This window comes from Streptomyces sp. NPDC058284, from assembly GCF_042881135.1.
In the GTDB taxonomy this organism is placed as follows: domain Bacteria; phylum Actinomycetota; class Actinomycetes; order Streptomycetales; family Streptomycetaceae; genus Streptomyces.
On sequence record NZ_JBHVYE010000002.1, the window covers coordinates 490,375 to 507,387 of the forward strand.

Annotated in this window: 12 protein-coding genes; 1 reads left to right on the forward strand and 11 read right to left on the reverse strand. The window is 70.7% G+C overall.

The features are described 5' to 3' along the window. Positions 1 to 2: 2 nt before the first annotated feature. The 4 genes from ACFVYR_RS05415 to ACFVYR_RS05430 all read right to left on the reverse strand — a co-directional run bounded on the left by ACFVYR_RS05415 (position 3) and on the right by ACFVYR_RS05430 (position 5,855). Entirely contained in the window at positions 3 to 485 is a 483-nt protein-coding gene (locus tag ACFVYR_RS05415) for a poly-gamma-glutamate biosynthesis protein PgsC/CapC (protein WP_055564848.1), read from the reverse strand. After that, a complete protein-coding gene (pgsB, locus tag ACFVYR_RS05420; RefSeq protein WP_384262454.1) occupies positions 482 to 2,128 on the reverse strand; it encodes a poly-gamma-glutamate synthase PgsB in 1,647 nt (548 codons plus the stop codon). The genes ACFVYR_RS05415 and pgsB overlap by 4 nt, the downstream gene beginning before the upstream one ends. Positions 2,129 to 2,134: 6 nt before the next feature. After that, entirely contained in the window at positions 2,135 to 4,372 is a 2,238-nt protein-coding gene (locus ACFVYR_RS05425; protein WP_384262475.1) for a HAMP domain-containing protein, read from the reverse strand. A 283-nt stretch (positions 4,373 to 4,655) separates the two neighbouring features. Further along, entirely contained in the window at positions 4,656 to 5,855 is a 1,200-nt protein-coding gene (locus tag ACFVYR_RS05430; protein WP_384262456.1) for a CapA family protein, read from the reverse strand. A gap of 23 nt (positions 5,856 to 5,878) precedes the next feature. On the opposite strand from ACFVYR_RS05430, the gene ACFVYR_RS05435 reads away from it, so the two are divergent. Next, on the forward strand, positions 5,879 to 6,868 hold the full coding sequence (locus ACFVYR_RS05435; RefSeq protein WP_384262458.1) for a hypothetical protein: 990 nt from the start codon (positions 5,879 to 5,881) through the stop codon (positions 6,866 to 6,868). Here the strand turns inward: ACFVYR_RS05435 and ACFVYR_RS05440 are convergent. The 7 genes from ACFVYR_RS05440 to ACFVYR_RS05470 form a co-directional block, all read right to left on the reverse strand. Then, entirely contained in the window at positions 6,840 to 8,360 is a 1,521-nt protein-coding gene (locus tag ACFVYR_RS05440) for an ArnT family glycosyltransferase (RefSeq protein WP_384262460.1), read from the reverse strand. The two genes, ACFVYR_RS05435 and ACFVYR_RS05440, sit on opposite strands and share 29 nt — an antisense overlap. 84 nt (positions 8,361 to 8,444) lie before the next feature. Next, positions 8,445 to 9,971 (reverse strand): amino acid permease, encoded by a 1,527-nt coding sequence (locus ACFVYR_RS05445; RefSeq protein ID WP_384262463.1) that lies wholly within the window; start codon positions 9,969 to 9,971, stop codon positions 8,445 to 8,447. Positions 9,972 to 10,098: 127 nt separating this feature from the next. Continuing rightward, complete coding sequence (gene dxs, locus ACFVYR_RS05450; protein WP_384262465.1) at positions 10,099 to 12,030, reverse strand: 1-deoxy-D-xylulose-5-phosphate synthase; 1,932 nt, start codon at positions 12,028 to 12,030, stop codon at positions 10,099 to 10,101. Positions 12,031 to 12,253: 223 nt separating this feature from the next. Then, the gene (locus tag ACFVYR_RS05455; RefSeq protein WP_384262467.1) at positions 12,254 to 13,582 is read right to left on the reverse strand and encodes a sugar ABC transporter permease; all 1,329 of its coding nucleotides are present in this window, start codon (positions 13,580 to 13,582) and stop codon (positions 12,254 to 12,256) included. Further along, on the reverse strand, positions 13,579 to 14,379 hold the full coding sequence (locus tag ACFVYR_RS05460) for an ATP-binding cassette domain-containing protein (protein ID WP_384262469.1): 801 nt from the start codon (positions 14,377 to 14,379) through the stop codon (positions 13,579 to 13,581). The genes ACFVYR_RS05455 and ACFVYR_RS05460 overlap by 4 nt, the downstream gene beginning before the upstream one ends. A gap of 202 nt (positions 14,380 to 14,581) precedes the next feature. Then, on the reverse strand, positions 14,582 to 15,679 hold the full coding sequence (locus ACFVYR_RS05465) for a substrate-binding domain-containing protein (protein WP_384262471.1): 1,098 nt from the start codon (positions 15,677 to 15,679) through the stop codon (positions 14,582 to 14,584). A gap of 122 nt (positions 15,680 to 15,801) precedes the next feature. Continuing rightward, positions 15,802 to 17,001, reverse strand: a complete 1,200-nt coding sequence (locus ACFVYR_RS05470; RefSeq protein ID WP_384262473.1) for an ROK family protein — start codon at positions 16,999 to 17,001, stop codon at positions 15,802 to 15,804. Between the last annotated feature and the right edge of the window lie 12 nt (positions 17,002 to 17,013).

A 17,013-nucleotide genomic window follows, 5' to 3' on the forward strand; every position in this document is an offset into this window, starting at 1 on the left:
AATCAGGCGGACGGCATGAAGCCGAGGAGGATCCCGGCGGTGAGGACGACGTAGGCCATGAGCGTCACCGAGCCCGTGGCGAGCAGGGTGGGGCCCTTGGGCTGGCGGACCAGCTGGTAGGCGATCAGGCCCGGCACGATGAAGCCGAGGGTCTGGTTGCTGTACATGAGCGGGAACTCGAGCGAGAGCACGATCATCACGGTGGCCTGGAGCACCACGCCGGTCAGCACGACCGCGGCGAACAGGCGCTTGCCGTAGAGGATCACGAAGCGCTGCATGAGGAGCGTGCAGACGTAGGTCAGGACGGTGACGCCGACCACCATCGCGGCGCGCTGCAGGTCCTCGACGAGGGTCAGCGCGAGCCAGCCCGGGGTGATCATGCCGCCGGGCGAGAGGTTGGTCGTCAGATAGCAGACCAGGGAGAAGAGCAGCCCGAGCGCGATGCCGACCGCGGCGATCTCGGGGGTGAGGACGGAGGGAATCAACGGGGCTCTCCTGGGCTGTGCCACTGCTGGTCGTCGTCATGGGCGGGCGGTGCGGGCGGCACCCGCGGCTCGAAGAGGCCGCGGGGCGCGGGGGGCAGCTGGGGGCGGGGTTCCTGGGGCGCGTAGGCCTCGGGCACGTAGCTCTGGTGCTGCTCGTACTGCTGCTCGTACTGCTGCTGGTGGTGTTGCTGAGGCTGCTGGTACTGCTGCTGGGGGTGCTGGGGTTGGTGGTACTGCTGCTGATGCTGCTGGTGGTGCTCTTGCGGTGCGTAGCTCTCGTACGGCTGGTCCGGGATGCGCTGCACGGGTACGTGGACACCCGGCGGGATCTGCTGGACGACGGGGATCGGCTGGGTCTGGACCGGGGCGTACCGCGTTTCGTACGCCTCCGGGTAGTGCTGGTACGGGTCGACGTGCGGCTCGTAGAACGGCGCGGGCTCCTCGGGGGCCTGCTCCTCGCTCTCGTCGGGCGGCAGTTCGGCGAGGTGCTCCAGGAGCAGTTCGCCCTGGCCGTGGATGTTGCCGATGGCGACGAGCGAGGAGTCGGGGCCGAGCTGCGCGAGCATGTCGCGCATGAACTCCTCCGGGTCGCGCCGGTCGCCGCCGAGGTCGACGGCGCGCGAGCGCCAGTCGGCCGGGATGGCGTCGATGGCGGACTTGGCGGGGTGGCCGATGACGAAGACCTTCTCCGGCTGGAGGTCGGGGACGATCTCGCCCATCTGGCCGTTGCGCTCGACGCGGTCGGGGCGGCAGTTGATGACGACGTGCAGCGGCCGGTGGATGGCGCCGAGGTCGAGCAGCTGGTTGATGTTCATCAGCGTCGACTCGGGGTCGTTGGCCGCGAAGACGTTGGCGAAGCGGAGCTTCTTGCCGTCCTCGGTGGCGTACCGCTCGACGGAGAGGACGCCCGGGTCCGGCGGCGCGTCGTACATGCCCTGGAGGGCGACCTCGCGGCCCACGCCGACGAGCTCGGCGACCTTCAGCGCGATCGCCACGTTCTCCTTGAAGGTGAACCAGCTGAAGCCGCGCAGCTCGTCGTCAGTGACCGTCTCGGGGTCGGCGTAGATGAGCTCGCAGTTCCGCGCGTCGGCCTCCTCCTTGAGGATGTCGTAGCGGTCCTTCTCGGCGGTGACGCAGATGCCGCCCTCCGGCATGGAGCGGGAGAGGGAGCGCGCCACGTCGTCGAGGGTGGGGCCCATCTCGGCGAGGTGGTCCTCGCGGACGTTGCAGAGCACGCCGATGGTGGAGCGGATCAGCTTGGACTGGTTGATCTCCTGGAGCGCGGGCATGACCGCCATACACTCGATGACCAGGGCGTCCGGGTCGTAGGCGGCGGCGCGCCGCACGATGCCGATCTGCTCGACGACGTTGGCGATGCCGAACTTGCGGTAGACCGGCTCCTCGGTGGCGTCGGGGTGGATGAACCGGGCCGCGGTGCCGGTGGTCTTGGCGACCGTGGTGAGTCCGCCGCCGCGCAGCGCCCCCGCGCACAGGCGGGTGATGGAGGACTTGCCGCGGATGCCGTTGACCAGGACCCGGGTGGGTATGTGCTCCAGGCTGGCGAAGTGCCGCCGCTGTTCGACGACGCCGGCCGCGAGCAGGATGGCGCAGCACACCACGAGAACGGTGTAGAGGAAGAGCACGGGGGTTCAGTTCCTTCCGGCGAGGCCGGCCGTGACGCCGTCCCGCTTGCGCTGCGTGGCCGTCGGCAGCTGCTGCCTGATGAGTTCGAGGCTGCGGGTGACGGCGCCGACCTCGTCGTGGTGGCGCGGGTAGAGGACGGTGCGGCGGTCCCCGTCGGCCAGGGCCTCGGCCTGGTCCGCGAGGTGCCGCAGCGGCCGTACGACGACGATGTGCAGCCAGCCGAGGCAGGCCGCGGCCGCGGTGATGCCGAGCAGGCCCGCGAGGACCGTGCGGTTCTGGTAGCTGTACTCGGGGATGGCGAGGGCGGAGGCGGGCTGCCAGCTGACCACGGTCCAGCCGAGCGAGCTCGCCGCGCCGCCGCCGACGAACGGGGCCGCGGCCGCGATCTGGATGTCGTCGCCGTCGCGGTAGAGGACTCCGCTGGGACGCGGGCTGAGGCCGACCTTCTGACCGGTGCCCTCGGCGAGCGCGTTGAGCCTGCCGCCCGGCAGGTCCTCGAATTCGCGGTAGCCGGAGTTGGCGCCGATCACCCTGCGCTCTTCGTCGACGACGCGGACCTGGCCGAGGCCGGGGCGCTTGAGCAGCGAGTTGAGGAAGTCGATGCGGAACTCGCCGACGACGGCGGCCCCCTCGCGGCCCGGCACCTCGGCCGTACCGATGATCACCGGCTCCTTGCCGCCCTCGTCGATGACCCGGATGGGCTTGTTGGAGGGTCCCTTGCCGGACGGGCTGCGGGGGTCGTGGCCCGCCTTGGCGAGGACCTTGCCCGCGGCGTCGAGCACGTACAGGGACTGGTAGCGGCCGTGCTGGTTCATGGTGCTTTCGAGCACCTTGGACATGTCCGACGACTCGGTGCGGTCGCCCATGAGGGAGGCGACCGAGGTGAGGTCGGCGTGGCCCTCGTTGAGGGCGCGGCGGACCCGGTCGGTGAGGGTGTCGGTGCGCTCGCGCTGGTCGTTGACCATCTGCTGCGGTACGGAGACGGTGTCGCCCGCGCGGTTGAGCAGCAGCATGAGCGGCGCGGACCAGGCGAGCAGCAGGACGGCGCAGACGGCGATCAGGGTGCGGGTGCCGAACCTGCGGCGGCGGGCGGGCTTGTCCTGCCGGGCGGCGGGTTCGCCGGTGAGCTGGCGGCGCAGCCGTTCCAGGGCGGTGCCGATGCGGGCGGCCTCGCCGTACCGCGGTACGGAGACGGGCCGGTCGACGTCGCCGCGGGTGAGGCGGCGGCCCTCCAGGAAGAGCTGGATCAGCGGCCGCTGCACGGTCCGCAGGAGCAGGTAGATGGTGAGCCCGCCGATGAGCAGCAGGGCGCCGGCGGCGATCAGGCCGAAGGCGGAGTCGCTCTTGGCCGTCGGGTCCTCGGCGACCGGGACCATGGCGACGACGGTGAGCCCGAGCCGGGTGGCGACGGTCGACTCGCCCGCCTCCGGGCCCGCGAGGGTCGCGTAGCCGGCGACGGCGCGCTCGCCGAGGTAGCGCTCGCCGGTGAGGTGGCCGCTGACGCCGAGGAAGCCGCCGGAGCCCGGCTCCTTGGACATGAGCGGGTGCCGCTTGCCCTTCTTGGCGGCCGTCTCCGCGAACGACTTGAGCTGCTTGTTGGACTGCTTGACCTCGTCGCGCTGCAGATCGGTGAGGACCTGCTCGGGCTCGGGGATACCGTCGGTGCTCAGGACGTGGCCGTCCTGGTCGACGACGGCGATGGAGCGGAACTTGCCGAGGCTGATGCCGGGGAAGCGCAGGCTGCTGGAGGCGATCAGGAGCTGCTGCGGCTGTCCCTTCCAGGTGAGCAGGGCGAAGGAGAGCAGCCGGGTCTCGCCGTTCTCCAAGCGCACCATGCGCGGGGCCAGGCCGTCCTTGCCGGCCAGCTCGCCGCGGTCGATGGCGGTCAGCGGGAGGTTCTCGCCGCGGGCGGCGAGGAGCTTGCCCGAGGCGATCTCGACGATCGCCGTGCCCATCCACTTCTGGTAGACGCTGCCGGTCTTGTCCAGGACGGCGTCGGCGGGCACCGGGTCGCCCGCGCTGAAGAGCTCGGCGGTCCGGGTGAGGTCGGTGACGGACTCGTCGATGGAGGCGCGCAGCGCGATGGCGCCGTCCTCGGCGAAGTGCTGCTGGGACGATTTGACGGCTTTGGGGACGGCTTCCTGGCCCGCCCTGCCGAGAGTCAGGGCGGTGATGCCCGCGAGGGCGAGGAGCAGGACCGACAGTACGGCGATGGGCGGACGAATGCCGCCCAACAGGGACATGTCGGTCCTTCGGCGGACCTTGTGCCGCCGCTTCGAGCGCGAAGCGGCCAAGGGGGGCTCCTCTCCTGGAGTGACGCGGGGTGCGGGAACGCACAGTGATGCGTTCCGGAGAAGTCAGACGTGCGTACCCGGGTGAGGGATGTACGGAGCGAATAAAATGTGAGCTAGATCGCGTCAACCCGGTGTTTGAGCCAAATCCCGTTCACCTCGTCGACCCCTGCCGGACACCTCGCCGCCGCTCCCCGGCCGACCGTGAACCGTCCCCCTCCGGCCGGCCGCCGCGTCAGTCGGAGGGCAGCTCCTCCAGCGGTTCGAGCCCGTCCTTGCTCGCGCCGCGGTTGAGCAGCGTGCCCTGGGTGCGCTCGAAGGCGAGGCGGTAGCGGGAACGCTGCTGCTCACTGAGGTTCTTGCCGTCACGCAGGGCGGCGGCGACGTCCACGAGCCGGTGATCCTTGACCGCGCCCTTGGGCAGGGCGCCGGTCCCGTCCGGGTCCGGCGGGATCTCCACGAAGGTGGGCACGTACTTGGCGTCGACGTCCCACTTCCCGTCCCGCTTGACGAACTCGAACCAGCCGACGACGCCCTCCTCGGTCAGCCCGTTGGGCACGTCGTGCCGGGCGATCTGGTTGCCCAGGCCGTACGCGATCCAGGTGCCGTCGATCTTCTCCATCGGCTGCACGACGTGCGCGTGGTGGCCGATGACGAGGTTGATCCCGGTCTCCCGCGCGATCCTGCGGGCGAGGTTCAGCTGCGGGCCGCTGGCGTTGGGCTGGTTCTCGCGGCCCCAGTGGATGCTGAGGATCACGACCTCGGCGCCCGCCTTGCGCGCCTTCTTCTCGGCGGCGGCGATCGCGTCGAAGTCGTTCTGGTTGACGATCCACGGCTTGTCCTTGGGAACCTCGCGGCCGTTGAACCCGAAGGCGAAGGCTATCTGCGCGACCTTCACGCCCTTCACCTCGGTGATGAGCGGTTTGGCCGCCTCGGCCGCGCTGCGCGCGGATCCCGTGTGGCGCAGGCCCGCCTTGTCGAGCGTGTTCAGGGTGCGGGTGACTCCGGCCGGGCCGTGGTCGAGGGTGTGGTTGGAGACGGACGAGCACTGGTCGTAGCCGACGTCCTTGACCGCCGTGGCGATCTGCGGCGGCACGAGGAAGTCGGGGTAGCTGCGGAAGGGGCCGCCGGGCTTGCCGACCACCGGCTCGAAGTGGCAGATGCCGAGGTCGGCCTTGCTGATGACCGGCTTGATGCCCGCCATCATCGGACGGAAGTCGAGACCCTTCTCGCCCTTGCCCGTGACCTTGGCGTCCTTGCGCGCCTGCTCGGTCAGCTGCGGGTGGATGAGGATGTCGCCCGCTGCGGCGACGGTGAACGAGGGGCCGTCGGCGGCGGGCTTGTCGTCGCTGCCGAAAGGGCCGCAGGCGGTGCCGGCCAGCAGGAGCGAGGAGGCTGCACAGGTCACGGAAAGCCTGCGGAGGGGGCGTGTCATCACAGGGCTATCTTTATACAACCATGAAGAATTTCCGCACCCGGTCGAAGACGATCATCAGGAAGGCCGGGGTGCTCGGCCTCGTCGCCGCCGCCATTCTCGCCCTCGCGCAGTGCTCGGGGGAGACCGGCGGATCCGGCTCGGACGACAGCCGCCCCAGTACGGCACCCGGCGGCGGGAGCGGCGCGGACGGCGACGCGCTCACCGAGCTGATCAGCGGATACACCGCCGGATTCGACGAGGACAGCGGGTACCGCCGTCCTTCGCGCACCGACCGCGAGACCGTCGCCGCGGGCGTCGCCCTGCTCCTCGACCACCGCCGCCCGCAGGCCGAGCGGCGCCTGTCCGACGTGGACATGGCGGTGCGCACGGTCACCGACAAGTCCGCGGGGCGGCGGTACGCGGAGATCGCCGACCGCTCCGAGGGCGGCACGGCGCCGCGCGGCTGGGGCCGCGTCTACATCGACCTCGACCATCCGGTCCGCTGGTCCGTGCAGATCCCGCACCCGGTGGCCGACCGGAACACCGAGCGGCTCGGCGCTGAGCTGATGCGCCGCTCCCCCGGCGGCGTCCTCGTCCTCGCCGGAGCGCACCGCGACGCGGGGCGCGGGGACGAGGCTGACGTCGCGCACCGCAGGGACACCGTGTTCCACGCCGTCTGCGACGAACTGGTCCGGCGCGGGCTGCCCGGTCTGCAACTGCACGGCATGGCCGACGAGTCGGCCCCCGACCACGACATCGTCGCCTCCACGGGCAAGGGCAGGCAGGCCCTCACCGAGGGCCGCGCCCTCGCCGACGCCCTGCGCGGGCGGGGCTACGACGTCTGCCGCGCCTGGGCCAGGTCCTGCCCGCTCGCGGGCCGCTCCAACATGCAGGGGCGGGCCGCCGCCGCACACGACGTGCCGTTCCTGCACGTCGAGTTCGGCCCCCGCATCCGGGAGGGCGGCGACCACTGGGGAGCGGTCGCCGGGGCACTGGCGGACGTCACGCGCGGCTGGCAGCGGCGCTCGTAGGGCCCCGCCCCACCCGTACGTACACCACCGCTCCCCCCACCCGCGTCACCGGCTCGTACCCGACCGTGAGGAAGCGGCGCAGCGACGGCACCCGGTCGGGGGCGAACGGCTTGCCCCGGGAGTCGTCGACCACGACCGTCGGCGGGTGGCTGCGCAGCTCCGCGCGGAAGACCGGCCAGGCGCCGTCGACCGCGTACTTCTCGCCCACCTGGGGGCCGTTCCTGCCGCCGCTGTAGTTGGTGAGGAGACCGGCCGTGAGATACCGGCTCGCGGGGGCGCGGGCGGCCAGCCAGTACGTCTCGGGGTGCATCCCCCAGAGCAGCACGCGGTCCCGCGGCCCGGTGTGCGCCCTGACGGCCTCGGCGATGCGGGTGGCGTGGACCAGTTCGGGGCGTGGCGCGAGCAGCCCCCAGGCCAGGAAGAGCGCGCACGCGCAGCCGGAGGTGACGATCGCGCGCGCCGTCCGTTCGCGCGGCAGGATCTGCAGCGCCGCCGTCCCCAACAGGGCGAGCGGTGGCATGAGTTGGAGGTAGTAGTGGCCGAAGAAGTGGAAGCCGAGCAGGACCGCGGCGGTCGATGAGGCGAGCCAGAGCCACAGCTCGGCCGCGCCGGTGCGGGCGATGCGCAGGACGCGTACGACCGGCGGGAGGATGCCCGCGCAGGCCGCCGCGAGGACCGTCGCGTTCACCGAACCCCGTAGGAGTACGTGGAGTTCGGATCCGGTGAAGGAGGCGTAGGCGCCCGAGCCCGTCACCGTCCAGAAGACGAAGCCCGTGGGCGTCGTCAGCAGGGCGGCGGCCAGGACGGGGAGGCCGAGCCCGGCCGCGAGACGCCCGGCGCCCCCGCGGGGCGTCCCGGCCCGCCACAGCAGCCAGCAGACCGGCAGCAGCACCGCACCGCCGGTCTGCTTGGCGAGGAAGGCGCAGGCCACGGCGGTCCCGGCGGAACCCCATCCGCGCCGGTCCGCGCACCACATGGCAGCCGCCGTGCACGGCAGCATGAAGATCTCGAAGGTGGCCGCCTGCGCGTCCTCGGGGTTCAGGCCGATGGAGATCAGCAGGTACAGGACGCCCGCCGTGCGGCCCGCGCCCCCTCCCCAGCGGCGCCGGGCCAGCGAGACCAGGAACACCGCCGTCAGGAGCTGTGCGGCCACCGCCATGACCTTCAGCGGGAGCAGGGAGCCGTCACCGAAGAGCGCGAAGGCGCCCGCGTACAGCCAGGGGACGAGCGGCGGTTTGCGGTCGACGACCGTCTCGTAGAGCGCGCCGCCGTCCGCCAACATCCGTGCCTGGACGGCGAGATAGCCCTCGTCCGGATTCCACAGCGGCCACCGGAAGGAGGGCAGCCGGGTCGCGCACGCCAGGGCGGCGAGCAGCGGGAGCAGCCGGGACCAGTACGGCCCGGCACCCCGGTCGGGGACGTGCTCCTTGCGCGGGCCCGGCACCCGGAGGCCGGGTACGGAGCGTAGTGACGTGGCGGACGGCGCGGGCATACGGTGCACGCTATCCGGCCCCGCACTCCCCGACGGATCGGGACATACGGGGCCGGAGAGGAATGCCTGACGAACGGCGCGTGACTACCGTGCGTCGCGAGCGTGCCGGTCGCGGAGGTGCAGGCGGCTGTGCGAACGCCCGTACACGAAGTAGATGACGACGCCGAGCACCATCCAGACGCCGAACCGCAGCCAGGTCTCCGCAGGCAGGTTCAGCATCAGCCAGAGCGAGGCGAGGACCGAGAGGACCGGTACGAACGGGACCAGCGGGGTACGGAAGGCGCGCGGCAGGTCGGGGCGCTGCCTGCGGAGCAGGATGACGCCGAGGGCCACCACGACGAACGCGAAGAGCGTGCCGATGTTGACCAGTTCGGCCAGCGCGTCGATGGAGGTGAAGCCCGCGACGACCGCCACGACGCCGCCGAGCAGGACCGTCGAGCGGTACGGCGTGCCGAACTTGGGGTGGACCTTGGAGAACGACAGGGGCAGCAGCCCGTCGCGGCTCATCGCGAAGAACACCCGGGTCTGGCCGAGCAGCAGGATCATGCAGACGGAGGTGAGGCCGACGGCCGCGCCGAAGCTGATCACGCCCGCCCAGAAGGGGTGTCCGACGGCCTTGAAGGCGTCCGCGAGCGGGGCGTCCGTGGACAGCTCGGTGTACTTCTGCATGCCGGTGACGACCACGGAGACGGCGACGTACAGGATCGTGCAGATGAGGAGCGAGCCGAGGATGCCGCGGGGCACGTCGCGCTGCGGGTTGCGGGTCTCCTCGGCGGCGGTGGCGACGATGTCGAAGCCGATGAACGCGAAGAAGACGACGGCCGCCGCGGTGAAGACGCCCATCACACCGAAGTTCGACGGGGTGAAGCCGAAGATCAGCTGGACCAGCGGCGCGGTGATGCCGCCGCCGCCCTCCGGGTGCTCGCTCGGCGGCACGAACGGGTCGTAGTTGGCGCCCGTGATGAAGAAGGCGCCCACGATGATGACCAGGACGACCACGGTGACCTTGACGGCGACGATGACGTTGGTGACCCGCGAGGACAGCTTCATCCCCGCGACGAGGATGGCGGTCAGGATCAGCACGAGCACGCAGGCCAGCAGGTCGAAGCCGAACTTCCCCCCGTGCGTGCCGCTCAGCGCCTGCGGCAGATGCACCCCTGCGGTGTCCAGGAGCGAGCGGAGGTAGCCCGACCAGCCGACCGCGACCACCGCGCAGCCGAGCGCGAGCTCCAGGATCAGGTCCCAGCCGATGATCCAGGCGGGGAACTCACCGAGCGAGGCGTACGAGAAGGTGTACGCGGACCCGGCGACCGGCACGGTGGAGGCGAACTCGGCGTAGCAGAGCGCCGCGAGCGCGCACACGAGTCCCGCGGCCACGAAGGCCAGGGCCACCGACGGGCCCGCCGTCTCCTTGGCGATCTTTCCGGTCAGCACGAAGATGCCCGTGCCGATGATGACTCCGACGCCGAAGACCGTGAGGTCGAGGGCGGACAGCGACTTCTTGAGCGCGTGCTCCGGTTCCTCGGTGTCCTTGATGGACTGCTCGACGCTCTTCGTCCTGAAGAGGGTGCTGCTCACGGGCGTACCTCCCACGCTTGTCGTCCCCGACATGATCGAGAGGGCGAGTACCCCGAAAGCCCCGGCGCGGGCCTATTCACGCGAATGGGCCGGTCCCACCACCCGTACAGGGTGCTGAAACCGGCCCGTCGGCGGTGCGTGTTGACGTGGCGTCCGAACCTCAGTCGCGGGCGGGCTCCACCGAGTCCACGGCCGCGGCGGTGTTCCGCTCGAACCGGCCGTCCAGCTTCGCCACCAGACCCGTGACCTGCCGGGCGATGTCCGGGGCCGTCAGGCCGATCTCCGCGAGGATCTCCTTGCGGGAGGCGTGGTCGAGGAAGCGCGGCGGGATGCCGAAGTCGCGCAGCGGCACGTCGACCCCGGCGTCGCGCAGGGCCTGGGCGATGGCCGAACCGACGCCGCCCGCACGGGAGTTGTCCTCCACGGTGACGACGACGCGGTGCTTCTCCGCGAGCGGCGCCATGGCCTCGTCGACCGGCTTGACCCAGCGCGGGTCGACGACGGTGGTGGTGATGCCCTGCTTGTCGAGCAGACCGGCGATCTCCAGGCACATCGGCGCGAGCGCGCCGACGGAGACGAGCAGCACGTCCGGCTTGTCGGCGCCCGCCTCGCGCAGCACGTCCATGGAGCCGACCGTGGCGACGGCCTTGACCGCCGGGCCGACCGCGCCCTTGGAGTAGCGCACGACGGTCGGCGCGTCGTCGACCTCGACGGCCTCGCGCAGCTGCAGGCGGACCTGGTCGGCGTCGCGCGGGGCGGCGATCCGCAGGGTCGGCACGCACTGGAGGATCGACATGTCCCACATGCCGTTGTGCGAGGCGCCGTCCGTGCCGGTGACGCCCGCGCGGTCCAGGACGAAGGTGACACCGCACTTGTGCAGCGCCACGTCCATCAGGAGCTGGTCGAAGGCGCGGTTGAGGAAGGTCGCGTAGACGGCGAAGACGGGGTGCAGGCCGCCGGTGGCGAGGCCCGCCGCGGAGACGGCGGCGTGCTGCTCGGCGATGCCCACGTCGTAGACGCGGTCGGGGAACTCCTCGGCGAACCTCTTCAGGCCGACCGGCTGCAGCATGGCCGCGGTGATCGCGACGATGTCGTCGCGCTCCCGGCCGAGCTCGACCATCTCCTCGCCGAAGACGGAGGTCCAGTCCATGCCGCCCGCCGCGACGGGCAGGCCGGTGTCGGGGTGGATCGGGCCGATGCCGTGGAAGTGGTCGGCCTCGTCCTCCTCGGCCGGCTGGTACCCGCGGCCCTTCTCGGTGAGGCAGTGCACGATGACGGGGCCGTTGAAGCGCTTGGCGCGCTGCAGGGCGGACTCCAGGGCCTCGATGTCGTGGCCGTCGATGGGGCCCACGTACTTCAGACCGAGGTCCTCGAACATGCCCTGCGGGGCGATGAAGTCCTTCAGGCCCTTCTTCGCGCCGTGCAGCGTCTCGTAGAGCGGCTTGCCGACGACCGGCGTGCGCCCGAGGAGATCCTTCCCGCGGGCCAGGAAACGCTCGTACCCGTCGGTCGTGCGCAGGGTGGCGAGGTGGTCGGCGAGGCCGCCGATGGTCGGCGCGTACGAACGCTCGTTGTCGTTGACCACGATCACGAGGGGGCGGTCCTTGGCGGCCGCGATGTTGTTCAGCGCCTCCCAGGCCATGCCGCCGGTCAGCGCGCCGTCACCGATGACGGCGACGACGTGGTCGTCCTTGGCGCGCACCTGGTTGGCCTTGGCCAGGCCGTCGGCCCAGCCGAGGACCGTCGAGGCGTGGCTGTTCTCGATCACGTCGTGCTCGGACTCGGCGCGCGAGGGGTAGCCGGAGAGGCCGCCCTTGCTGCGCAGCCTGGCGAAGTCCTGGCGGCCGGTGAGCAGCTTGTGCACATAGCTCTGGTGGCCGGTGTCGAAGAGGACCTTGTCCTTGGGGGACTCGAAGACGCGGTGCAGGGCGATCGTGAGCTCTACCACGCCGAGGTTGGGGCCGAGGTGGCCACCGGTCTTGGAGACGGCATCGACGAGGAAGCCGCGGATCTCTTCCGCCAGCTGGTTCAGCTCCTCGGGGCTGAGCCGGTCAAGATCGCGCGGTCCCGTGATGCGGGTCAGCAGCGGCACCCGTGCCTCCTTGCAGTAGAGCTGAGATGTGCTGTTCGAGCGTTGCCGGGTCTGTCGAGTCTAATGTTCCGCCACCGACAATTTGCGTCCGGGAGCCACATCACCCGCCAAACGGAAGACCCCGCGCCCCTTACCAGGGGCGCGGGGAACCGCGCGCTCAGCCTGCGCCGTCCCGCGGCCGAAAACGCACCACGACCCGGCAGCGATCAACCCGGGGGGAACGCTACGCGCGCCCCGCCGACTTCTGGGTGCGCCGCGAAACGGAGTCGATGACCACCGCCGCGAGCAGCACCGCACCCGTGATCATGAACTGGATCTCGCTCGCCATGCCGAGCATGTTCAGGCCCTGCTGGATGGACTGGATCACCAGCATGCCGAGCAGCGCGGACCACACCTTGCCGCGCCCGCCGAAGAGGCTCGTGCCGCCGATGACCGCCGCCGCGATGACCATCATCAGCGTGTTGCCGCCGCCGAGGCTCTTCGTCGCGCCGCCGGAGAGGCTGGCGATGAAGAGGCCGCCGAAGGCGGCGAGCATGCCGGAGATGGCGAAGACGGTGATGCGGATCCTGTCGACGTTGATACCGGCCCGGCGCGCCGCCTCCGCGTTGCCGCCGACCGCGAAGACCTGGCGGCCGAAGGTGGTGCGGCGCGCCACGAAGTCCGCGATCACCAGGACGGCGAGGAAGAGCACCAGGGCCAGCGGCAGGCCGCGGGCGCCCTCGGGCTCGTTCAGCTCGTACGCCGCGCCGCCCGCGAGGACGGCGACGACGACCGTGCGCAGCACGATCTCGCTGACCGGCCGGGACGGCAGCGCGGCGGCCCTGCGGCGCTTGCTGTCGAGCAGCAGCGAACCGGCGTACGCGATGATCGCGACGGCCGCCAGACCGTACGCGGCGCCCTTCTCCGCGAAGAAGTGCCCGGTGAGGTCCTCGACGACGCTGCCCTCGGGCGTGTTGATGCTGCCCTCGCCGCCCATCAGCCAGATCTGCACACCGCTCCAGCCGAGGAAGCCGGCGAGGGTGACCACGAAGGCGGGCACGCCGATTTTGGCGAAGAAGAAGCCGTGCAGAGCACCGATGACCATGCCGGTCAGTACGGCGATGAGGACCGAGAGCCAGTCGTTCATCTCATGTGTGACGTTCAGCACGGCCCACACCGCCGCGCCCATGCCGGCCACGGAACCGACCGAGAGGTCGATCTCGCCGAGCAGCAGGACGAAGACGATGCCGACGGCCATGATGCCGAGACCGGAGGTGAAGACCGCGATGTTCGCGAGGCTGCTCGCGTCCAGGAAGTGCTCGTTCTTCAGCTGGAAGATGATCGCGATGAGGATCAGGCCCACGACGACGGGCAGCGAGCCGAGCTCACCGCCGCGCATCTTGCGCTTGAACTCGGTCCAGTAGCCGGCCAGGCCCTCCTCGCGGACGAGCAGGCGCGGGTCGACGGCGGGGACCGGCGCGGCCGACGTGTCCACGGCGCCCGGGGTGCCCGGGGCGGTGTCCTTGCCGGGGGCTTCGGGCGCGGGCTTCGGGTTCTTGGCGAGGTCGCTCACTTCGCGTCCTCCTTCGTGACCGGGGCCGAGCGCGCCTTGCGGCGGGTCACGGCGTTGTCCGTGGCGCCGGTGATGGCGGCGATGATCTCTTCGTTGGTGGTGTCGGCAACGGAGAAGGTGCCGTTGTTGCGGCCGAGCCGCAGCACCGCGACGCGGTCCGCGACGGCCTTCACGTCGGCCATGTTGTGGCTGATGAGGATCACGCCGTGGCCGCGCTCGCGCAGCCGCTCGACCAAGTCGAGTACCTGGGCGGTCTGCTCGACGCCGAGGGCCGCGGTGGGCTCGTCGAGGATGACGATCTTGGGGTCGCCGACCAGCGCGCGGGCGATGGCGACGACCTGGCGCTGGCCGCCGGAGAGGGCGGCGACCGGGATGCGGACGCTGGGGATGCGGATGGAGAGGGTGTCGAGGAGCTGCTTGGCCCGCTTCTCCATCTTGATCTCGTCGAGGACGGTGGCGGTCTTCAGCTCACTGCCCAGGAACAGGTTGGCCACCACGTCGAGGTTGTCGCAGAGCGCGAGGTCCTGGTAGACGGTGGCGACGCCGAGGTTCTGGGCGTCGTGCGGGCGTCCGATGCGGACCCCCTTGCCCTCCCACTCGATGGTGCCGTCGTCGATCGGGTGGACGCCCGAGATCGTCTTGACGAGCGTGGATTTGCCGGCGCCGTTGTCACCCACGAGGGCGACCACCTCACCGGCATGGATTTCGAGGTCTACGTCCGTGAGCGCCTGGACGGCGCCGAACCGCTTGGAGACCCCGCGCAACGCCAGCACGGGCGTAGCGGACACGTGAATCATCTCCTTCGCCGCCTGACCGGCGGGGATGGTGGTGCAGAAGGACAGTCGAGGCGAATCCGGCGCCCCGCCCCCCGGTTGCGGGGCGGTGTGTCGGGGCGGAGCACCGGACCGGTACCCGAGTCCGTCCCGTACGGGCGCCCGGGAGCGCTCTCACGCGCCCCCGGGGCTCATCCCGTACGAACGGGCTTACCGCAAGCGGGCGTTACTTGACACCCGCGGCGTCGCAGGCCTTCTTGTACTGGGCCGTGCAGATCTCGCTGACCTTGTAGACCTTGTCCTTGACGATCGTGTCGGCGACCTCGTCCTTGGTGATCGCCTGCGCGTCGTACAGCTTGGCGGGGATGCCCTTGACGTCGCCGCTGAGCGAGTCGACCTCGCGGTCGGTGATGGCGTCGATCTTCTTGTCCTGGAGCAGACGCACCGCGATCTCGGCGGTGGTCTCGGCCTCCGGCTTGATCTGCTTGTAGATCGTGTAGTCCTGCGTGCCGTTCAACAGGCGCTGGATACCGGCGAGTTCGGCGTCCTGGCCGCCGACGGGGACCTTGATGCCGCGGCCCTTGAGGGCGGTGATGGCGGCGCCCGCCATGCTGTCGTTGGCGGCGTAGACGCCCTGGATGCCGTCCTTGCCGAGCTTGTCGATCGCGGAGGACATCTTGCGGCTCGCCTCGTCCGGCGACCAGTCGGGGATGTCCTGCTCGTACGCGATCTTCTTGACCTTCTTGTCGAGCACCGAGTGGGCGCCCTTCTTGAAGAAGGGGGCGTTCGGGTCGGTCGGAGAGCCGTTGATCATGACGACGTTGGCGTCCTTGGCCTTCGAGCCGAGGGCCTTGACCAGGGCCCCGCCCTGCAGGCGGCCGATCTTCTCGTTGTCGTAACTCACGTACGCGGAGATCGGGCCCTCGGCGAGCCGGTCGTACGCGACGACCTTCACGCCCTGCTTCTCGGCCTGCTTGACCCACGACTTCGTCGACTTGTAGTCGACCGCGTCCAGGATGATGACCTTGATGCCCTGCGTGACGAGGGCGTCGAACTGCTTCTTCTGCGTCTCGATGTCCTGAGCGGCGTTGTTGTACTTGACCTTGCAGTCCGAGCAGAGTTCCTTGATCTTCGCCTCCATGATGGGGCGGTCGAAGGTCTCGTAGCGCGTGGTCTTGTTCTCGGGGAGCAGCAGGCCGATGGTCTTGCCGTCGCCGCCGCTGCTCTTGTCGTCGTCGTCGCCGGCCTTGCCGCACGCGGTCATGGCCAGTGCCATCGAAACCGCGGCCGTGCCTATGACGACGCGACGCGTCATTGCGTTCATGGTGGGGTGCCTCCCTGACGAGGCCGCGTCGTTGCGGCCGAGGTGGCTCGAAGTCAACTCGGCCGCCACACCAGCGTCAAGGAGTAAATCCTTAACGAGATGACAACGGTGCCATGCGTTATCTAAGTGAAGGCAGGTGTGCCCGCAGGCAGCGTTCCATCCAAAAGGGTTGAATCGCCCATCTCGCTGAGCGCGAGGGCCAGCGCGCCGAGTACTTCGGCCCGCCCGCCGAGCGCCCCGGGCAGGACGGACAGCTGACGCGCCGCGCTCGGGATCGCGTACCGCCCGACCGACTCCCTGATGGGCCCGAGCACCAGCTCACCGGCCTCCGCGAGATCGCCGCCGAGCACGACCCTGGAGGGGTTGAGGAGGTTGCAGAGGTTCGCGACGCCGCTGCCGATGTGCCGCCCGACGTCCGCGATCACCCGTCGGCACCCCGGGTCGCCGTCGCGCGCGAGGCCGACCACCCGCTCCATGGTCAGGTCCGTGCCGTGGCTGGACTGGAGCAGCGGCAGCACGTAGCGGGCGGCGGTGAAGGTCTCCAGGCAGCCGCGGTTGCCGCAGCGGCAGACCGGGCCCGACTCGTCGAGCGTGATGTGCCCGATCTCGCCCGCGGTGCCGCCGGGCCCCCGGTAGATCCGCCCGCTGATCACGAGCCCGGCGCCCACACCGCTGGCGACCTTGATGTAGGCGAGGTCCTTGACGCCCCGGCCGCTCCCCCAGACCAGCTCGCCGAGCGCGCCGAGGTTGGCGTCGTTGTCGACGTGCACGGGCACGCCGAGCCGGCCGCCCAGCTCCTCGGCGGGCTTGGTGCCGGTCCAGCCCGGCAGGATCGACGTCGAGCCGAGGGTGCCGGACTCCACGTCGATGGGTCCCGGCACGCCGAGCCCCACGCCCGCGATCTTCGTACGGTCCACTCCGGTGGCCGCGATCAACCTGCTGACCAGCTGCTCGGCCCGGTCGAAGCCCTGCGCGGCGGACGCGTCCACGTCCAGCGGCTCGGACTCCTCTGCGAGCACCTGGTGGGCGAGGTTGCCGATCGCCACGCGCAGGTGGGTGTGGCCGAAGTCGACGCCGATGACAATGCCCGCGTCCCCGCTGAGCGAGACGCTGCGGGCCCGCCTGCCGCCCGCGGAGGTGGGCGTGACCTCGACCGTGCCGCCGTCCTTCAGCTCCCGGACGATGTTGGAGACCGTCGCGGCCGACAGGCCCGTCGTCCTCGCGATCTCCGCCTGCGTGAGCGATCCGGCGAGGCGTACGGCGCGTACGACCCGCTCGAGATTGGCCCGGTGCAGAGACGACTGCGACCCCGGAGTCTCCATTGACTCATCCAC